The 17,828-nt window shown below is 60.6% G+C and carries 18 protein-coding genes; 13 read left to right on the top strand and 5 right to left on the bottom strand.

Annotation, left to right across the window (positions count from 1 at the left end):
• Positions 1 to 80 precede the first annotated feature (80 nt).
• Both AC5SEM_RS22075 and AC5SEM_RS22070 read right to left on the bottom strand, forming a co-directional pair.
• Positions 81 to 1,397, bottom strand: coding sequence for a bifunctional DedA family/phosphatase PAP2 family protein (locus tag AC5SEM_RS22075; protein WP_495471270.1), 1,317 nt, complete (start codon positions 1,395 to 1,397; stop codon positions 81 to 83).
• A gap of 67 nt (positions 1,398 to 1,464) precedes the next feature.
• Positions 1,465 to 2,160 carry a DNA-3-methyladenine glycosylase gene (locus tag AC5SEM_RS22070; protein ID WP_137216649.1) on the bottom strand — a complete coding sequence of 232 codons (696 nt, stop codon included), beginning with the start codon at positions 2,158 to 2,160 and terminating at the stop codon, positions 1,465 to 1,467.
• A gap of 177 nt (positions 2,161 to 2,337) precedes the next feature.
• Here AC5SEM_RS22070 and AC5SEM_RS22065 point away from each other — a divergent pair, with 177 nt between their 5' ends.
• From AC5SEM_RS22065 to AC5SEM_RS22005, 13 genes are all read left to right on the top strand, one after another.
• Entirely contained in the window at positions 2,338 to 3,609 is a 1,272-nt protein-coding gene (locus AC5SEM_RS22065; RefSeq protein WP_495471269.1) for a glutamate-5-semialdehyde dehydrogenase, read from the top strand.
• On the top strand, positions 3,578 to 4,300 hold the full coding sequence (gene nadD / locus AC5SEM_RS22060; RefSeq protein WP_495471268.1) for a nicotinate-nucleotide adenylyltransferase: 723 nt from the start codon (positions 3,578 to 3,580) through the stop codon (positions 4,298 to 4,300). The genes AC5SEM_RS22065 and nadD overlap by 32 nt, the downstream gene beginning before the upstream one ends.
• A 72-nt stretch (positions 4,301 to 4,372) precedes the next feature.
• Positions 4,373 to 4,867, top strand: coding sequence for a ribosome silencing factor (gene rsfS / locus AC5SEM_RS22055; protein WP_016986117.1), 495 nt, complete (start codon positions 4,373 to 4,375; stop codon positions 4,865 to 4,867).
• Positions 4,868 to 4,876: 9 nt separating this feature from the next.
• Positions 4,877 to 5,344, top strand: coding sequence for a 23S rRNA (pseudouridine(1915)-N(3))-methyltransferase RlmH (rlmH, locus tag AC5SEM_RS22050; protein ID WP_003185785.1), 468 nt, complete (start codon positions 4,877 to 4,879; stop codon positions 5,342 to 5,344).
• 10 nt (positions 5,345 to 5,354) lie between these two features.
• Positions 5,355 to 7,250, top strand: coding sequence for a penicillin-binding protein 2 (mrdA, locus tag AC5SEM_RS22045; protein WP_077574667.1), 1,896 nt, complete (start codon positions 5,355 to 5,357; stop codon positions 7,248 to 7,250).
• A gap of 31 nt (positions 7,251 to 7,281) precedes the next feature.
• The gene (rodA, locus tag AC5SEM_RS22040; RefSeq protein ID WP_049802149.1) at positions 7,282 to 8,385 is read left to right on the top strand and encodes a rod shape-determining protein RodA; all 1,104 of its coding nucleotides are present in this window, start codon (positions 7,282 to 7,284) and stop codon (positions 8,383 to 8,385) included.
• A 17-nt stretch (positions 8,386 to 8,402) separates the two neighbouring features.
• Positions 8,403 to 9,413: a lytic murein transglycosylase B gene (mltB, locus tag AC5SEM_RS22035; RefSeq protein WP_495471267.1), complete on the top strand. Its 1,011-nt coding sequence runs from the start codon at positions 8,403 to 8,405 to the stop codon at positions 9,411 to 9,413.
• Positions 9,413 to 10,423 (top strand): septal ring lytic transglycosylase RlpA family protein, encoded by a 1,011-nt coding sequence (locus tag AC5SEM_RS22030; protein ID WP_007909599.1) that lies wholly within the window; start codon positions 9,413 to 9,415, stop codon positions 10,421 to 10,423. The genes mltB and AC5SEM_RS22030 overlap by 1 nt, the downstream gene beginning before the upstream one ends.
• Positions 10,424 to 10,608: 185 nt before the next feature.
• Positions 10,609 to 11,766 (top strand): D-alanyl-D-alanine carboxypeptidase family protein, encoded by a 1,158-nt coding sequence (locus AC5SEM_RS22025; RefSeq protein WP_038361911.1) that lies wholly within the window; start codon positions 10,609 to 10,611, stop codon positions 11,764 to 11,766.
• Between the two features lie 85 nt (positions 11,767 to 11,851).
• On the top strand, positions 11,852 to 12,127 hold the full coding sequence (locus AC5SEM_RS22020) for a DUF493 domain-containing protein (protein WP_077574665.1): 276 nt from the start codon (positions 11,852 to 11,854) through the stop codon (positions 12,125 to 12,127).
• Entirely contained in the window at positions 12,127 to 12,774 is a 648-nt protein-coding gene (gene lipB, locus AC5SEM_RS22015; RefSeq protein WP_008087909.1) for a lipoyl(octanoyl) transferase LipB, read from the top strand. Before AC5SEM_RS22020 ends, lipB begins: the two co-directional genes overlap by 1 nt.
• A 25-nt stretch (positions 12,775 to 12,799) precedes the next feature.
• Positions 12,800 to 13,798 carry a lipoyl synthase gene (gene lipA / locus AC5SEM_RS22010; protein WP_161986515.1) on the top strand — a complete coding sequence of 333 codons (999 nt, stop codon included), beginning with the start codon at positions 12,800 to 12,802 and terminating at the stop codon, positions 13,796 to 13,798.
• 173 nt (positions 13,799 to 13,971) lie between these two features.
• A complete protein-coding gene (locus AC5SEM_RS22005) occupies positions 13,972 to 14,922 on the top strand; it encodes a S66 peptidase family protein (RefSeq protein ID WP_495471266.1) in 951 nt (316 codons plus the stop codon).
• 116 nt (positions 14,923 to 15,038) lie between these two features.
• Here AC5SEM_RS22005 and AC5SEM_RS22000 read toward each other — a convergent pair whose 3' ends face one another.
• The 3 genes from AC5SEM_RS22000 to holA all read right to left on the bottom strand — a co-directional run bounded on the left by AC5SEM_RS22000 (position 15,039) and on the right by holA (position 17,807).
• Positions 15,039 to 16,361, bottom strand: coding sequence for a lytic murein transglycosylase (locus AC5SEM_RS22000; RefSeq protein WP_495471265.1), 1,323 nt, complete (start codon positions 16,359 to 16,361; stop codon positions 15,039 to 15,041).
• 60 nt (positions 16,362 to 16,421) lie between these two features.
• The gene (gene arfA, locus AC5SEM_RS21995) at positions 16,422 to 16,586 is read right to left on the bottom strand and encodes an alternative ribosome rescue factor ArfA (protein WP_016986126.1); all 165 of its coding nucleotides are present in this window, start codon (positions 16,584 to 16,586) and stop codon (positions 16,422 to 16,424) included.
• Between the two features lie 183 nt (positions 16,587 to 16,769).
• Positions 16,770 to 17,807, bottom strand: coding sequence for a DNA polymerase III subunit delta (gene holA, locus AC5SEM_RS21990; protein WP_495471264.1), 1,038 nt, complete (start codon positions 17,805 to 17,807; stop codon positions 16,770 to 16,772).
• Positions 17,808 to 17,828 lie beyond the last annotated feature (21 nt).

Here is a 17,828-nt window from a genome sequence, read left to right as displayed (position 1 = left end):
GGAGTGAGTTAATAGCGCTGCTCTCGTCGGAAGTTTCCTAAAGGAGCAGCGCCAAAATAATAGGTCTTGTTAAATGTTAATTAGTAGGCATAGCGCAGCAATGTATGTGGCAAGTGTCGAAGAACAAAGAAGGCGAACATCGCCACCATGGCCGGCAAGATCAACCACCACACTTTGAATGGCATAGGATTGAGTGGCGTCGACCGCTGGCTCAGCCACAGAACGGCGGCGCAGACGCAACAGGCCAGCATTGCACCGGCCAATACATCGGTCGGCCAATGCGCTCCGAGATAGACCCGTGACAGCGCGATGGCCAGGGCAGGCATGCAGCCGATCAGCAGCCACGTCAGGCGCATGCGCGGCGGCTGACCACGACCGGCCAGCACCGCAAGCGTCAGGAACAGCGCAAAGGAGCCCGACGCGTGACCACTGGGCATGCTGAAAGTCGTCAGTGGATCGGTCAGTACTTCCGGACGCACCCGGGCAAAGAAGTACTTGGTCGCGGTATTGGCCAGCGCGGTGACCAGCAGCGTACCCACTGCGAACAGCGCATGGCGCCATTGTCGGCACAGCAACAGCAGGGCAACGAGCAGCGCGCTGAACATCAACATGTTGCGGAACTCGCCGATCAGCGTCAGCGTGACGGCAACTTCGTCCAGAACCGGCTGGCGATGTTCCTGCACCAGGGTCATCACGCCTTGATCAAGCGCTGTCAAATACGGATAGCCGATGAACAGACCGATCAGAATCAACAGGCTCATGCTGCTGATCCAGATCGTTGCGCGGCGGTGACGACGCAAACTGCTGTTCACACTGAGGCCGACCATTGCCGCAATACTGCCGGCGACAATCCCGGCTTGCAGCCAGAACCCTTCAGGCAATGGCAGGCGGAAGGCCGCGCCGGTGGCCCAGCCCGGCAGCAGATAGGCCAGGCTCCAGCCGGCGGCGGCCAACAGGCTGACAGCGGCGAAACGCGGGAAGGGCATGTCGCACATGCCGGCGACCATGGGCAGCATCGGCCGCAACGGTCCTATAAAACGTCCGACCAACAGGCTGGCAATGCCGTAGCGCTGGAAGTAGCCTTCTGCGCCGGCCATCCACTCCGGGTGATGGCGCAAGCCCGGCAGGCGCCGGATGTTCTGGTGGAAGTGGCGACCGAGGAAATACGAGATCAAATCACCGAGAATCCCGCCTAGGAAGCCCAGCAGCAGGGTTTCGCTAAGCGACAGTGCGCCGCTGCCGGCCAGCACGGCGATGGCAAACAGCAGCACGGTGCCCGGTACGATCAAACCGGCAATCGCCAGGCATTCCACCATAGCCACAATGAACACCGCAGCAGCCAGCCATTGTGGATTGGCCGCCAGCCATCCGGTCACGCTATCGAGCCATGGGCCCATACAGAAAAACTCCAATCATTGATTAACCCGGCAGGCGCAGCCGTCGGCAGCCCGCAGTGGCGTGTGTTTACAGCAGAAAATAATCCCGGCCTTCGACCTGGCCGCGTCGCAGCGGGTTCCGCGTGCACCATTGCGCGTAAGTCGCATCGACGAAACGGTACATCAAGTGTTCGTCCCGGCCATGGGGGATACCCAGGCGGGTGGTCTGAATGATGTGCGAGGGCGCAGGCCCGGTGTCTTCTACCAGAAGGACTTGATGATCGAAACGTTTGGCATCCCACACTGGTACTTTCAGCCCCAGCGCCTTGCACAGCAGGGTCTGCCCGGCGCAAAGCTTTTGCGAGGGGCGCGCACGTCCCTGAGCATCAGGGTTGTTCAGCAGCATCTGCGCCAGGCTCGCCGGCCCGCTGACTTCATCGACCCACGGATAAGCGGATTTGATCAACACCGCATTGCCCGGACCTTGTGCGCTGAAGTTCAGCGAATCACCGCCACGGGCGTAGTACATATAGATGTGCCCGCCATCCAGAAACAAAGCCTTACGCTTTTCTGTGTAGCCGAGGGACGCGTGACTGCCTTTTTCCGCGCAGTAATAGGCTTCGGTTTCGATGATTCGCGCGCTCAGCCACAGATCCCCAACCCGGTGGCGAATGACTTTGCCGAGCAGATCCTGCGCCAGCACTTGCGCATCGCGGTCGAAAAAGGCGTCCGGCAGCCCCAGCGGCAGGCGTTCGGCGCGGTGGCGAGCGGTCAGGTTGGACATGGCAGGCAACGATTATCCAGACTCAGGAGGTCGTGATGATAACAACGCACGGCTTAATTGGGCCTGAACGCCGGTGAATCTGCGTTCATTTTGACCATCCGCCCGTCACCGCTGTTAGTCCCGGGACGCGACAGCTATAATCTGCCGCTTTCCTCTTTGCCAAGACCCCAGCAGACCATGACTGAGTCCGTTCTTGACTACATGACCCGATTGGGTCGCGCCGCCCGCGAAGCCTCCCGGGTCATTGGCCGTGCCAGCACCGCGCAGAAAAACCGCGCCTTGCAGGCTGCTGCCAATGCCTTGGACGCCGCGCGCGCCGAGCTTGCCGCCGCCAATGAGCAGGATCTGGCTGCCGGTCGCGCCAATGGTCTGGAACCGGCATTGCTGGAACGTCTGCAACTGACCCCGGCGCGCATCGACGGCATGATCGTCGGTTTGCGTCAGGTCGCGGCACTGCCGGACCCGGTCGGTGCGATCCGTGACATGAGCTTCCGTCCGTCGGGGATTCAGGTCGGCAAAATGCGCGTGCCACTGGGCGTGATCGGGATCATCTACGAATCCCGTCCCAACGTGACCATCGATGCCGCCAGCCTGTGCCTGAAGTCCGGCAACGCGACCATCCTGCGCGGTGGCTCCGAAGCGATTCATTCCAACCGGGCGATTGCCGCGTGCATTCAGCGCGGTCTGGCCGAGGCCGAATTGCCTGCCGCTGTGGTGCAAGTGGTCGAAACCACTGACCGTGCCGCTGTTGGTGCGATGATCAGCATGCCTGAGTACGTCGATGTGATCGTGCCGCGTGGTGGCCGAGGCCTGATCGAACGCATCAGTCGCGATGCGCGGGTGCCGGTGATCAAGCATCTGGACGGTATCTGCCACGTCTACGTCAGTGCCCACGCCGATCTGGCGAAAGCCCAGCGCATCGCCTTCAATGCCAAGACTTATCGTTATGGCATCTGCGGTGCGATGGAGACGCTGCTGGTCGATCAAACGGTTGCGCAAGATTTCCTGCCGTCGATGGCCGCCCAGTTCCGCGAAAAAGGCGTCGAACTGCGTGGCTGCGAGCGCACCCGGGCGATCATCGACGCCGTTGCCGCCAGCGAAGACGACTGGAACACCGAATATCTGGCGCCGATCCTGTCGATCCGTGTGGTCGACGGTCTGGATCAGGCCATCGAACACATCAACCATTACGGCTCCCATCACACCGACTCGATCGTCAGCGAAAACCTCGCTGACACCCGGCGCTTTGTGGCGGAAGTCGACTCGGCGTCGGTGATGATCAACACCCCGACCTGCTTCGCCGATGGATTTGAATACGGATTGGGTGCCGAGATCGGCATTTCTACTGATAAGCTGCACGCCCGCGGCCCGGTGGGTCTCGAAGGACTGACTTGCGAGAAGTACATCGTGGTCGGTGATGGCCAGTTGCGCGGCCAGGCGACGGTCTGACTTGACCGACCTCGACCTGACAGCGCCGCAAGCCGGCAGCGAGTCGCGTCCCCGTCGCATTGGCGTGCTGGGCGGCACGTTCGACCCGGTGCACATCGGCCATTTGCGCGGTGGGCTGGAAGTCGCCGAAGCGCTGGCGCTCGATGAATTGCGCCTGATGCCGAATGCGCGGCCGCCCCATCGCGGTACGCCGCAGGTGTCGGCGCAGGATCGCTTGGCGATGGTCGAGTGTGCGGTGGCCGGATTGCCGCCGCTGGTGGTGGACGCCCGCGAATTGCAGCGGGACAAGCCGTCCTGGACCATTGATACCCTGGAGTCGATACGCGCTGAAATGCCCGCCGAGACCCAGGTTTTTCTGCTTTTGGGCTGGGACGCATTTTGCGGCCTGCCCACTTGGCACCGCTGGGAAGAGTTGCTCCAGCATTGCCACATCCTGGTGCTACAGCGCCCGGACGCCGACAGCGAACCGCCGGATGCCTTGCGCAACCTGCTGGCAGCGCGTTCGGTGAGCGACCCGCTGGCCCTGAAGGGGCCTAGCGGACAGATTGCATTCGTCTGGCAGACACCGCTCGCGGTTTCCGCCACCCAGATCCGTCAACTGCTGGCCAGCGGTAAGTCGGTACGTTTCCTGGTGCCCGACGCGGTCCTGGCCTACATCGATGCGCACGGTCTGTACCGTGCGTCGAACTGAACAAGGCGTGCTTCACTGATACGAATCACCGTATCGCCAAGCCGCCGAATATATGAGCAAAACGAGTTTTATATGACTGACAAAGACCAAACCAAAGTAAAGCGCAAAGGCACATTCAAGAGCGCCCCGCTGCCAGAACCGGTCAACACCAATGAGCCGCTGAAGGGCGACGAGCTGGTCAAGCTGGCTGTAGCTGCGCTGGAAGACGTCAAGGCACAAGACATCCAGATCATTGATGTTCGCGACAAGCAGAGCATCACTGACTACATGATCATCGCCACCGGTACCTCCAACCGCCAGATCAACGCGATGCTCGACAAGGTTCGCGAAGAAGTCAAAAAGCAGGGCGCCAAGCCGCTGGGCGAAGAAGGCAAGGGCGACAGCGACTGGGTGCTGCTCGACCTGGACCTGGTGATCGTGCACATGATGACCGCCTCGGCACGTCAGTTCTATGACCTGGAGCGCCTGTGGGCCGGTGCCGAGCAGAGCCGTGCGGCCGACGCCAAGCACCACAGCCCGGAAAACACCCACGAGCACTTCACCAAGCTCAACAAAGACCAGCTGTAAGGGATTGCTGTGCGACTGCGCCTGATCGCCGTCGGTTCACGCATGCCCAAGTGGGTGGAAGAAGGCTGGCATGAATATGCCAAGCGTCTTCCGTCCGAGCTGGCGCTGGAACTGGTGGAAATACCGCTCAATACCCGTGGCAAGAATGCCGACGTGGCCCGATTCATCCGTCAGGAAGGCGAAGCCATGCTGGCCAAGGTCGGGCCGAACGAGCGGATCGTCACGCTGGAAGTCCACGGCAAGCCCTGGAGCACCGAGCAGCTGGCGGTCGAACTCGATCGCTGGCGGCTGGATTCGCGCACGGTCAACTTCATGGTTGGTGGCCCGGAGGGGCTGGCGCCGGAAGTCTGTGCCCGTGCCGATCAGCGCTGGTCGTTGTCGCCGCTGACGTTGCCGCACCCACTGGTGCGGATCCTGATCGGCGAACAGTTGTATCGTGCCTGGACCGTGCTGTCCGGTCACCCTTACCACAAGTAATCCAGCCCTCATGTCTCAGCCGATCCGCATCAAGGACCACGAAAAGGACGCACGCCTGGTGCGTAGCCGCGTCGTGTTCGGGGCCATTGCGATCATGCTGCTGATCGGCGTGTTGATCGCGCGGCTGTATTACTTGCAGGTGATCCAGTACGAGTACCACTCGACGCTGTCGGAAAACAACCGTGTCCACGTGCAGCCGATTCCGCCGACCCGTGGGCTGATTTTCGACCGCAACGGCGTGGTGGTGGCGGATAACCGTCCAAGCTTCAGCCTGAGCATGACTCGTGAGCGCTCCGGCGACTGGCAGCAAGTGCTCGACGTCATCGTCGAAGTGCTGGAGCTGACGCCCGAGGACCGGGTGATCTTCGAGAAACGCATGCGTCAGGGGCGCCGGCCGTTCGAGCCAGTGCCGATCCTGTTCGAGCTGAGCGAAGAGCAGATCGCCCGCATCGCGGTGAACCAGTTCCGCCTGCCGGGCGTGGAAGTGGTTGCGCAACTGGTTCGTCACTATCCGCAGGGCGCGCATTTCGCGCACTCGGTGGGCTATATGGGGCGGATCAACGAGAAAGAGCTGAAGAGCCTCGATCCGGTCAACTACAGCGGCACCCACCACATCGGCAAAACCGGCATCGAGCGTTTCTACGAGCCGGAATTGCACGGTCAGGTCGGTTACGAAGAAGTCGAGACCAACGCCCGTGGCCGCGTGCTGCGTGTGCTCAAGCGCACCGATCCGATTCCCGGCAAGGACATCGTCCTCAGTCTGGACATCAAATTGCAGGAAGCCGCCGAGGCGGCATTGGGCGGGCGCCGTGGTGCGGTGGTTGCGCTGGACCCGAAGACCGGCGAAGTGTTGGCGATGGTCAGCCAGCCGAGCTTCGACCCGAACCTGTTCGTCACCGGGATCAGCTTCAAGGCGTATGCCGAGTTGCGTGATTCGATCGACCGGCCATTGTTCAACCGCGTATTGCGCGGTCTGTATCCGCCGGGTTCGACGATCAAGCCTGCGGTGGCGATTGCCGGTCTCGATTCTGGAGTAGTCACGGCTTCGAGCCGGGTGTTCGACCCGGGCTACTACATGCTGCCCAACTACGATCACAAATACCGTAACTGGAACCGCACCGGTGACGGCTTCGTCGACCTCGACACGGCGATCATGCGTTCCAACGACACCTACTTCTACGACCTGGCGCACAAGCTCGGCATTGATCGATTGTCGACTTATATGAACAAGTTCGGCATCGGCCAGAAGGTCTCGCTGGACATGTTCGAAGAATCCCCCGGCCTGATGCCGTCCCGCGAATGGAAACGGGCGACGCGTAAGCAGGCGTGGTTCCCGGGCGAAACCCTGATCCTCGGGATCGGCCAGGGCTACATGCAATCAACGCCGCTGCAACTGGCCCAGGCCACCGCGCTGGTCGCCAACAAAGGCATCTGGAATCGTCCGCACCTGGCCAAATCCCTCGAAGGGGTGAAACCGGTTGACGAGAATCCGATGCCGGACATTGTCCTGCGCGATCCGTCCGACTGGAACAAGGTCAACCACGGCATGCAGCAGGTGATGCACGGTGCGCGCGGTACTGCGCGTAAAGCCGCTATCGGCGCGCAATACCGCATCGCCGGCAAGTCCGGTACGGCTCAGGTCGTGGCAATCAAGCAGGGTGAGAAGTACGACCGCTCCAAGGTTCAGGAGCGCCACCGCGACCACGCCTTGTTCGTTGGCTTTGCCCCGGCCGATGACCCGAAAATTGTTGTTTCGGTGATGGTCGAGAACGGTGAGTCCGGTTCCGGCGTCGCCGCGCCCGTGGTGCGTCAGGTCATGGACGCTTGGCTGCTCGATCAGGACGGACGTTTGAAGGCCGAATACGCCAGCCCAATCAGTGCGGAGGCTACGGCCCGTGATGAATAACTTTGATCGCATGCTCTCCAGTGAGGATGTGATGCGTCGCCGCGCGACGTTGCTGCAACGACTGCATATCGATGGCCCGTTGCTGATCCTGCTGCTGATTCTCGCTGCCGGCAGCCTGTTCGTGCTGTATTCGGCGAGCGGCAAGAGCTGGGATCTGTTGGCCAAACAGGCCACTTCGTTCGGTATCGGCCTGGTGTCGATGATCATCATCGCCCAGTTCGAGCCGCGTTTCATGGCGCGCTGGGTGCCGCTCGGCTATGTGATCGGCGTGGTGCTGCTGTTGGTGGTGGACATCATGGGCCACAACGCCATGGGCGCGACGCGCTGGATCAACATCCCCGGCGTAATCCGCTTTCAGCCCTCGGAATTCATGAAGATCCTGATGCCGGCGACCATTGCCTGGTATCTGTCCAAGCGTACGTTGCCGCCGCAACTCAAGCATGTCGGCATCAGCCTGATGCTGATCGGCGTGCCGTTCGCGCTGATCGTGCGCCAGCCCGATTTGGGCACTTCGCTGCTGATTCTCGCCGGTGGTGCGTTCGTCTTGTTCATGGGCGGGCTGCGCTGGCGCTGGATTCTCAGCGTGCTGGCCGCCGCGATTCCGGTGTCGGTGGCGATGTGGTTTTTCATCATGCACGACTACCAGAAGCAGCGAATCCTGACCTTCCTCGACCCGGAAAGCGATCCGCTCGGTACCGGCTGGAACATCATTCAGTCGAAAGCCGCGATCGGTTCCGGCGGCGTGTTCGGCAAGGGCTGGCTGCTCGGCACCCAGTCACACCTGGACTTCCTGCCGGAAAGCCACACCGACTTCATCATTGCCGTGCTCGGCGAAGAATTCGGCCTGGTGGGCATCTGCGCGCTGCTGCTGATCTATCTATTGTTGATTGGCCGGGGGCTGGTGATCACCGCTCAGGCACAAACGCTATTCGGCAAATTGCTCGCCGGTGCGTTGACCATGACGTTTTTTGTTTACGTTTTCGTCAACATCGGTATGGTCAGTGGCCTGTTGCCGGTCGTAGGGGTGCCGTTGCCGTTCATTAGCTACGGCGGAACTTCGCTGGTGACGCTGCTGTCAGCGTTTGGGGTTTTGATGTCGATCCATACCCATCGCAAGTGGATCGCACAGGTTTGAATAAGGTGAAGAGTTCAATGCAAGTAATGCGTGGCTGGGCGACTCGATGCGCGCCGCTGGTAGGCCTGATGGGCCTTCTGGGTAGCGTCCAGGAAGCGCTGGCCGGCGAATACGAAGGCTCGCCTCAGGTGGCCGAGTTCGTCGGTGAAATGACCCGCGACTACGGTTTTGCCGGTGAGCAATTGATGGCGGTGTTCCGCGAGGCTCAGCGCAAACAGGCGATTCTCGACGCCATTTCCAGACCTGCCGAGCGCGTCAAGCAGTGGAAAGAATATCGCCCGATGTTCATCACCGACGCGCGTATCGCCCGTGGTGTGGATTTCTGGCGTCAGCACGAGGCGACACTGGCCCGTGCCGAGCAGGAATACGGCGTACCGGCACAAGTCATCGTGTCGATCATCGGTGTTGAAACCTTTTTCGGACGTAATACCGGTAATTACCGGGTGATCGATGCCTTGTCGACGCTCGGTTTCGACTATCCTCCCCGTGCCGAATTTTTCCGCAAGGAACTGCGTGAGTTCCTGCTGCTGGCGCGCGAAGAACAGGTCGACCCACTGACCCTCAAAGGCTCTTACGCCGGGGCCATGGGCCTGCCGCAGTTCATGCCGAGCAGCTTTCGCGCGTATGCGGTGGACTTCGACGGCGACGGCCATATCAACATCTGGAACAACCCGGATGATGCGATCGGCAGCGTCGCCAGTTATTTCAAGCGTCACGGCTGGGTCGCCGGTGAGCCGGTGGTCAGCCGCGCCGATGTCCGTGGCGAGCAGGTCGATGAAGGCCTGACCACCGGCATCGAGCCGACGAAAACCGTTGGAGAGTTGCGGGCGCTGGGCTGGTCAAGTCATGATGCGCTGCGCGATGATATGCCGGTTACTGCATTTCGCCTCGAAGGCGAGAACGGCCCTGAATACTGGATGGGCCTGAAGAATTTCTACGCGATCACGCGTTATAACCGCAGCGTGATGTACGCCATGGCCGTACATCAACTGTCTGAACAGCTGGTACAAGCACGGGGCGTCAAGTAATGCGGGCATTGCCTAACAATAAACCCCTGAAGCTGGTGGCATTCGCTGCGTTGGCGGTATTGGTCGCCAGTTGCACGACCAGCCGTTCGCCGACGCCGAAAACCTCCAATACCGCTGTGCGAGCGCAGCCGGGTCTGGACATCAACCGCGCGCACAAAGACGGCGCGCCGTGGTGGGATGTCGATGTTTCGCGCATCCCCGATGCCACGCCGACCCTGCACACTGGTCCTTACAAGGCCAACCCGTACACCGTACTGGGCAAAACCTATTTCCCGTTGCAGGAATCCAAGACTTACGTCGCTTCCGGCACAGCGTCCTGGTACGGCACCAAGTTTCACGGTCAGAACACCGCCAACGGCGAGGTCTACGACCTGTACGGCATGAGTGCCGCCCACAAGACATTGCCACTGCCAAGTTACGTTCGGGTGACCAACCTGGACAACAACCGCACGGTGATCCTGCGTGTCAACGACCGTGGGCCGTTCTATTCCGATCGCATCATCGACTTGTCCTACGCCGCCGCGAAAAAACTCGGCTACGCCGAAACCGGCACCGCGCGCGTCAAGGTTGAAGGCATCGATCCGCAGCAATACTGGGCAGCCAAGGGCCGTCCGGCACCGTTGATGCTCAACGAGCCGCAGGTCGCGCAGAACAGCGCTCCGGTGATCACGGCGTCGGCCGGCACCGTCGAGCAATGGACGCCACCGCCGCAGCAACATGCCTCCGACACCGTCCCTGTGCCGATGAGTGCAAAAAAAAACGCTTCTGCAACAGCAACTGGCCAGTATCTGCAGGTGGGCGCGTTCGCCAACCCGGACGCTGCAGAACTCCTGAGGTCGAAGCTCAGCGGGATGGTGAGCGCTCCGGTGTTCATCAGCTCGATCGTGCGCAATCAGCAGACCCTGCACCGGGTTCGCCTGGGGCCGATCGGCTCGCCGGGTGAAATTGCCCAGGTGCAGAACAGTGTGCGCCTGGCCAACCTTGGTTCGCCAAGTGTGGTCACCGAGTAATACGTAGAACTTGATTGACGATTCGCCAGCGATTGGGGGGTGAATCAGGTTGTTGGCTCGTCGAAGAACAAAAGCCCGGCAAGGGTGACTGGAGTGAGCAACTGAACACGCGATGGCTCGTTAGAAAGTCATCTGATTAAATTTTGTCCGCAAGGACAGTTTCCATTAGCGATTTCGAGAGACGGATGAACATCACCACCTTTGCCAAACGCCTGTGTCTGCTAGTCCCGCTGCTCCTCTCGCCAGCCGCCTTCGCGGCCGAGATGATGCCGTCGCCACCGCAACTGGCCGCCAAAGCCTACGTTCTGATGGATGCCAGCAGCGGCAACGTGCTGGTCGAGAACAATGGCGACCAGCGTCTGCCACCGGCCAGCCTGACCAAGCTGATGACCGCGTACATCGCGACCCTGGAAATCCGTCGTGGCCAGATCGGTGAAAACGATCCGGTGACCGTCAGCGAAAACGCCTGGCGCACCGGCGGCTCGCGGATGTTCATCAAAGTCGGCTCGCAGGTGACTGTCAGCGACCTGCTGCACGGCATCATCATCCAGTCCGGCAACGACGCCAGCGTGGCGCTGTCCGAGCACATCGCCGGTAGCGAAGATGCGTTCGCCGATCTGATGAACAAGACTGTCACCGATCTGGGCATGACCAACTCCCACTTCATGAACCCGACCGGTCTGCCAAATCCTGAGCACTACTCGTCGGCTCACGACATGGCGATTCTGGCTCGCGCAATCATCCACGAAGACCCGGCTCACTATGCGATCTACTCGCAGAAAGAGTTCTTCTGGAACGGCATCAAGCAGCCTAACCGCAACCTGCTGCTGTGGCGCGACAAGACCGTTGACGGTCTGAAAACCGGTCACACCGACGAAGCCGGCTACTGCATGGTGTCTTCGGCAGTACGTGATGGTCAGCGTCTGATCGCCGTGGTGTTCGGCACCAACAGCGAAGTGGCGCGCGCCGCTGAAACCCAGAAGCTGCTGACCTACGGCTTCCGCTTCTTCGAAACCCAGACCTTCTATCAGAAGGGCACCGAACTGGCTCAGGCTCCGGTGTGGAAAGGCACCACCAATCAAGTCAAGGCCGGCCTGGCTGAAGACCTGACCATGACCCTGCCAAAAGGCCAGCTGAAGAAGCTTGCTGCGAGCATGACCATGAACCCGCAGCTGACCGCGCCAATCGCCAAGGGCGACGTGATCGGTAAAGTCGAAGTCAAACTGGAAGACAAGGTCGTGCACAGCGCTGACCTGATCGCTCTGGATGGCGTCGAGGAGGGTGGTATCTTCCGCCGCATGTGGGATAGCATCCGTCTATTCTTCTACGGCTTGTTCAACTGATTTGTGTTGACCTGCATGGCCCCGCCCCGATCCGGTGCGGGGCCATGCGCGTTATCACGGCTTGCGCTCAAGAGGCCGTTACGCCATGACCGATACCGAAGTAAAGGCGCCAAAGATCGAATTCCCGCAGACTGATTATCCGATTAAGGTGATCAGCGATACGGGTGTTGGCAACAAGGACAAGATCATCGAGATCGTCCTGAAACACGCGACCATCAACGATGAGCGCATCGACGAGCGTCAAAGCACCAACGGCAAATACACCACGATTCAGTTGCACATCGTCGCGACCGATCAGGATCAGCTGTACAACATCAACAGCGAACTGCGGGCGACCGGCTTCGTGCACATGGTGCTGTGATGCCGGGCACGCTGGGCTTTCGTGAGCTCGGCCAGATGGCTTACGAGCCGGTCTGGCATGCCATGCAACGCTTTACCAACGAACGCGGCAGCGATGCCGCCGACGAAATCTGGCTCGTCGAACACCCGCCGGTGTTCACTCAGGGCCAGGCCGGCAAAGCCGAACATCTGTTGCTGCCGGGTGATATCCCGGTAGTGCAGGTCGATCGCGGTGGGCAGGTGACTTATCATGGTCCCGGCCAGTTGGTGGCCTATCTGTTGCTGGATGTACGCAAGCTGGGTTTCGGCGTGCGTGATCTGGTCAGCCGCATGGAGCTTTGCCTGATTGAACTGCTGGCCAGCTACGGCGTAACCGCTGCAGCCAAGCCAGATGCTCCCGGCGTCTATGTCGATGGAGCGAAAATCGCTTCTCTGGGTTTGCGGATTCGCCACGGTTGTTCCTTTCATGGCCTGGCCCTGAACGTGGATATGAACCTGGAACCGTTTCGACGGATTAATCCCTGCGGCTATGCCGGGCTGGCGATGACCCAGCTGAGCGACCACGCAGGATCGATTGAATTTGCCGAGGTAAGTGCCCGGCTGCGTGCGCAGCTCGTCAAACACCTCGACTATGCTGAGCAGACGACCCTGACGGGCGGAATCGACTGATATGACTACTGATGCAGTGCAAACCATGATCCCGACGCTCGACGTGACCGAGCGCCCGGCCCCGCGTCCCAAGGTAGAAGCCGGCGTCAAGCTGCGCGGCGCCGAGAAGGTTGCACGCATTCCGGTAAAGATCATTCCGACTACCGAACTGCCGAAGAAACCTGACTGGATTCGTGTACGCATCCCGGTTTCGCCGGAAGTCGACCGTATCAAGAGCCTGCTGCGCAAGCACAAGCTGCACAGCGTCTGCGAAGAAGCGTCCTGCCCGAACCTCGGCGAGTGCTTCTCCGGTGGCACCGCGACGTTCATGATCATGGGCGACATCTGCACCCGTCGCTGCCCGTTCTGCGACGTTGGTCACGGCCGACCGAAGCCACTGGACGTCAATGAGCCGGAAAGCCTGGCCATCGCCATTGCCGACCTCAAGCTCAAGTACGTGGTGATCACTTCGGTTGACCGCGACGACCTGCGCGACGGCGGTGCCCAGCACTTTGCCGACTGCATCCGCGAAATCCGCAAACTGTCGCCGAACGTGCAGCTGGAAACTCTGGTTCCGGACTACCGTGGTCGCATGGACGTCGCGCTGGAAATCACCGCGGCCGAGCCGCCGGATGTGTTCAACCACAACCTGGAAACCGTGCCACGCCTGTACAAGGCTGCGCGTCCGGGCTCGGATTACCAGTGGTCGCTGACCCTGCTGCAACGCTTCAAGCAGATGATGCCGCACATTCCGACCAAATCCGGCCTGATGCTGGGTCTGGGCGAGACCGACGAAGAAGTCATCGAAGTCATGAAGCGCATGCGCGAACACGACATCGACATGCTGACCCTCGGTCAGTATCTGCAGCCGTCGCGCAGCCACTTGCCGGTGCAGCGTTTTGTGCACCCGGACACCTTCGCCTGGTTCGCCGAAGAAGGTTACAAGATGGGCTTCAAAAACGTTGCCTCGGGCCCGCTGGTGCGTTCTTCTTACCACGCCGACGAGCAAGCGAAGCTGGTCAAGGCTGAGCTGCTGGGTTCCTGATCCCGCGCCGAATGAAAAAGTGCCCGCCGAGGCTTCAACGCCCGGCGGGCATTTTTTTGCCCGGATTACCTTCGCTGCTGATTTTTCCTTCAATCCACGGCGTGGCTGACCCCCTTCTGTTTGCCGCCGTTCCTGACTACTGTGTGTGCATGACTTCACAGGGAGATCCAAGGATGACCGTTCGACCGACCCACACACTTTGTCCGCACAGAGCCGTGCCCGCACTGCCTTCAGAGGGACTGATCGGCGTTATTGCACCTGCCGGTCCCGGTACTCTGGACACCGACAAGGCGGTGCAATGGATGCGCGCCCGTGGCTATGGGCTGAAGGTGTTTCCCGGTGTCTATGAAAAGGACGGCTATCTGGCCGGCAGTGACGATGTGCGCCTGCGTGACCTGCACGCGGCGTTCGCTGATCCCGAGGTCGATGCGATCATTTGCCTGCGCGGTGGCTACGGCACGCCGCGATTGCTCGACCGCATCGACTACGACCTGCTGAGCCGCAACGCCAAGCCCTTCGTTGGCTACAGCGATATCACCGCGCTGCACCTGGCCATCAGTCGATACGCAGGATTCGTGACTTTTCACGGTCCGCTGCTCAATGCCGACCTGTTGGGTGACAAGGAGCCACCGACGGTGATTTCGTTCTTCGCCATGCTGCGCGGGCAATTGAAGGCGGGGAGTGTGCTGAGCCATCCGGTGGCTTATCCGTTGACTACCGTCGAACCTGGCATCGCGCACGGACGCTTGCTCGGCGGTAATCTGGCGATGATCGCTTCGACGTTGGGTACGCCTTACGAAATCGATGTCGAGGGGGTGATTCTGCTGATCGAAGACATCAACGAGCCGCTGTATCGCATTGATCGCTTGCTGACCCAGATGCGTCTGGCCGGCAAGTTGGCCAAGTTGCGCGGGGTGTTGGTCGGGGATATTGCCGGCGTGGATGTCGCAGCGCTGAACCGCTTGCTCAAGCAGACCTTCGAGCCTTTACGAATTCCGGTTTTGTCTGGCTGGCGCAGCGGGCATTGCGATCCGAACCTGATGCTGCCGCTGGGCGCACTGGTGCGACTGGATGCCGGGAAGCAGGAATTGATGCTGGAGCAGGATGTGGTGATCAAGGCCTGAAGGTTTATTGCCTGATAGTCAGTCTTCGCGAGCAGGCTCGCTCCCACATTTGCAATGCATTTCAATGTGGGAGCGAGCCTGCTCGCGAAAGCGATATCAGCCATACGGCATTCGTTCTATTGGGGACGCAGGCTTTCCAGCAGTTTATGCGTCGGATAACCATCCGCCGGCCAGCCAAATGACTGCTGGGCACTGCGAATCGCTTTACGCGTATTGGCGCCGATAATCCCGTCCGCGGTGCCGGCATCGTAATTGCGCGCGCTCAACAGGGTCTGCAATTCGATACGCTCGGTGCGGCTCAGCGGCAGGTCATCTTTCGGCCAACTGCCGTTGATCAAGCCGCCACCGCTGAAACGCTCGGACAACAGGCTCACTGCCAGCGCATACGACGAGGAGTTGTTGTACTTGAGAATCGCGCGGAAGTTGTCGAGGATCAGGAACGCCGGCCCACGATAACCAGCCGGCAGCAGCAGGGCGGCAGACAGCTGTTCAGAGCCTGCTGGCACCTGACCGCCATTCGGCAGAGTCACGCCCAACTGACGCCATTCGGCGACACTCTTGCGAGTCGCGCCATCAGCCAGGGTGTAGTTGAAGCTGCTCGGCAGCTGCACTTCAAACCCCCACGGCTGGCCACGCTGCCAGCCGGAGCTTTGCAGGTAATGCGCGGTCGAGGCCAGTGCGTCAGCAGGGCTGCCCCAGATATCGCGGCGGCCATCGCCGTCAAAGTCCACAGCATGGGTGTTGTAGGTGGTCGGAATGAACTGGGTCTGACCCATGGCGCCGGCCCACGAGCCGAGCATCTTCTCCGGCGTGATATCGCCCTGTTGCAGGATCTGCAGGGCGGCGATCAGCTGTGCGTGAGCGAAGCCCGGGCGACGGCCTTCGTAGGCAAGGGTGGCCAGCGAGTTGATCACCGACTTGCTGCCCTGGAACTGACCGAAGTTGCTTTCCATGCCCCACACCGACACCAGCGCCTGACGATCAACGCCATAACGCTGTTCGATGCTTTGCAGAATGTCGGTGTACTGGCTGATCAGCGCCTGACCTTTGCGCACGCGCAGCGGCGACAGTGCACCGTCGAGGTATTCCCACACCGGGCGCGAGAACTCTGGTTGGCTGCGGTCGGCCCGAATCACACTGGCGTCGAAGCTGACATTGGCAAAGGCGCGATCGAACAGCTCTGGGCTAATCCCGGCGGCCAGTGCATCTTTGCGAAAGCCTGCCTGCCATTCGGCAAAGGTTTGGGTCGGCTGGAGATCAAGAGGGTCGGCGGACGGCACTACCGGCGGGATAATCGCTGGGGCCGTGGCGACAGGCGCGGCTTGAAGGGGTTGCGCATCGGCGGCGGTCGGTTTTTCCGCGCAGGCGACAAGCAGAATGAAGCTGGAGGCAGCGATCAATTGGCGAACAGGCCAACGACGGGAAAGACTTAGGGGCATGCACAGTTCCAGGAAAACGAATCAGGTGCAGACCTTAACATGACCGGGGGGTACTGCGCTTCAAGCGGCCAGAAAGTAAGAAGCCTCCCAGCTGTCAGACTGGAAGGCTTCGCGGCGGTAGCTGCCTTTACCCTTGGTTGGTCGTTCCTGGCGACTGCGGAACAGGGGCTGGGCGACGATGGATTTGGCCTTGTTGGGGCCATGTTTCGATGGCTTTTTGCTCATGAGGGTTCTCTCGATTGAGTGGGTTTTGCGGGGGAAATAATCTGCCGATGTCGGGCGTCTGTCCAGTCCCTGTTGTGTAGGAATGTTCTGGCGCTTTCGCGAGCAGGCTCGCCGCCACATCTGGAATGCATTTCAATGTGGGAGCGAGCCTGCTCGCGAATGGCCGTTATGCGGTAGAACAGGTTATTCGGCGGGGAGTGTCAGACGCTGGCCGGACATCAACAATGCCAAGCGACTCAGGCTCATCCACGGCGAACCGGCCGCCTGGCCTTTGATCTGCGCGTCGATGCGCTGTGCTTCGAGCAGCAACTGCGCCCAGCGTTGCGCCGAGTAGCGTTGCAGGGCTTTGCTCATCAACGGTTTGCGCTTGTCCCAGACCGGCGGTTTCGCTTGGCTGAAACACTTGTCCAGCGGCGTGCCCTGACTGTATTGCAACGAGATATTGGCCAGCTGACGTAGCTCGCGAGCAAGCGCCCAGAGAATCACCGGTGGTTCGACGCCTTCGCCGCGCAGCCCTTCAAGCATGCGCAGTGCGTGGGCCGGCTCGCCGTTGAGCACGGCATCGGTCAGGCCGAACACGTCAAACCGCGCACTGTCGGCCACAGCGGCCTGCACGGTTTCGACGGTGATCTGGCCACCTTCGGCCATCAACTTGAGCTTTTCGATTTCCTGCGCGGCGGCGAGCAGGTTGCCCTCGACACGCGCAGCAATCAATTCGACCGCGTCTTGGCTGGCCGACAAACCGGCCTGCGACAAGCGCTGACGAATCCAGCTAGGCAACTGATTGGCATCCACCGGCCATATCTGGATGAACTGGGTTTGCTGACCTTCGACCAGCGCCTTGCCCCACTTGGTTTTCTGCGCGCTGCCATCCATCTTGGGCAGGCTGATCAGCAGCACCGTGTCTTCGGCGGGACGCGAGCAATATTCGATGAATGCAGCGGCGCCTTTGTCACCGGGCTTGCCCGAAGGCAGGCGTAGTTCCAGCAGGCGTTTTTCCGAGAACAACGACATGCTGGCGCCGGCCTGCAACAACGTGCCCCAATCGAAATTGGCGTCGGCGGCGAAGACCTGGCGTTCATCAAAACCTTGCTGGCGCGCAGCACTGCGGATGGCGTCGGCGGCTTCCTGACACAGCAGCGGGTCATCGCCGCTGATGATGTAGACAGGCGCCAAAGTACCTTGCAGGTGTTTACCGAGTTGGGCGGGAGCGAGCTTCATAAGAAAGGTCGAACGGGGCGC

Source organism: Pseudomonas sp. CH61 (genome assembly GCF_059429415.1).
Note: the sequence above shows the minus strand (reverse complement) of the source record. Positions and strands in the feature narration are given on the sequence as shown.

Bases quoted from the DNA above. Each gene is read 5' to 3' on its own strand.
- AC5SEM_RS22075 (WP_495471270.1), bottom strand. From the start codon at position 1,397: ATGGGCCCATGGCTCGATAGCGTGACCGGATGGCTGGCGGCCAATCCA.
- AC5SEM_RS22070 (WP_137216649.1), bottom strand. From the start codon at position 2,160: ATGTCCAACCTGACCGCTCGCCACCGCGCCGAACGCCTGCCGCTGGGG.
- AC5SEM_RS22065 (WP_495471269.1), top strand. From the start codon at position 2,338: ATGACTGAGTCCGTTCTTGACTACATGACCCGATTGGGTCGCGCCGCC.
- nadD (WP_495471268.1), top strand. From the start codon at position 3,578: ATGGCCAGTTGCGCGGCCAGGCGACGGTCTGACTTGACCGACCTCGAC.
- rsfS (WP_016986117.1), top strand. From the start codon at position 4,373: ATGACTGACAAAGACCAAACCAAAGTAAAGCGCAAAGGCACATTCAAG.
- mrdA (WP_077574667.1), top strand. From the start codon at position 5,355: ATGTCTCAGCCGATCCGCATCAAGGACCACGAAAAGGACGCACGCCTG.
- rodA (WP_049802149.1), top strand. From the start codon at position 7,282: ATGCGTCGCCGCGCGACGTTGCTGCAACGACTGCATATCGATGGCCCG.
- mltB (WP_495471267.1), top strand. From the start codon at position 8,403: ATGCAAGTAATGCGTGGCTGGGCGACTCGATGCGCGCCGCTGGTAGGC.
- AC5SEM_RS22030 (WP_007909599.1), top strand. From the start codon at position 9,413: ATGCGGGCATTGCCTAACAATAAACCCCTGAAGCTGGTGGCATTCGCT.
- AC5SEM_RS22025 (WP_038361911.1), top strand. From the start codon at position 10,609: ATGAACATCACCACCTTTGCCAAACGCCTGTGTCTGCTAGTCCCGCTG.
- AC5SEM_RS22020 (WP_077574665.1), top strand. From the start codon at position 11,852: ATGACCGATACCGAAGTAAAGGCGCCAAAGATCGAATTCCCGCAGACT.
- lipB (WP_008087909.1), top strand. From the start codon at position 12,127: ATGCCGGGCACGCTGGGCTTTCGTGAGCTCGGCCAGATGGCTTACGAG.
- lipA (WP_161986515.1), top strand. From the start codon at position 12,800: ATGATCCCGACGCTCGACGTGACCGAGCGCCCGGCCCCGCGTCCCAAG.
- AC5SEM_RS22005 (WP_495471266.1), top strand. From the start codon at position 13,972: ATGACCGTTCGACCGACCCACACACTTTGTCCGCACAGAGCCGTGCCC.
- AC5SEM_RS22000 (WP_495471265.1), bottom strand. From the start codon at position 16,361: ATGCCCCTAAGTCTTTCCCGTCGTTGGCCTGTTCGCCAATTGATCGCT.
- arfA (WP_016986126.1), bottom strand. From the start codon at position 16,586: ATGAGCAAAAAGCCATCGAAACATGGCCCCAACAAGGCCAAATCCATC.
- holA (WP_495471264.1), bottom strand. From the start codon at position 17,807: ATGAAGCTCGCTCCCGCCCAACTCGGTAAACACCTGCAAGGTACTTTG.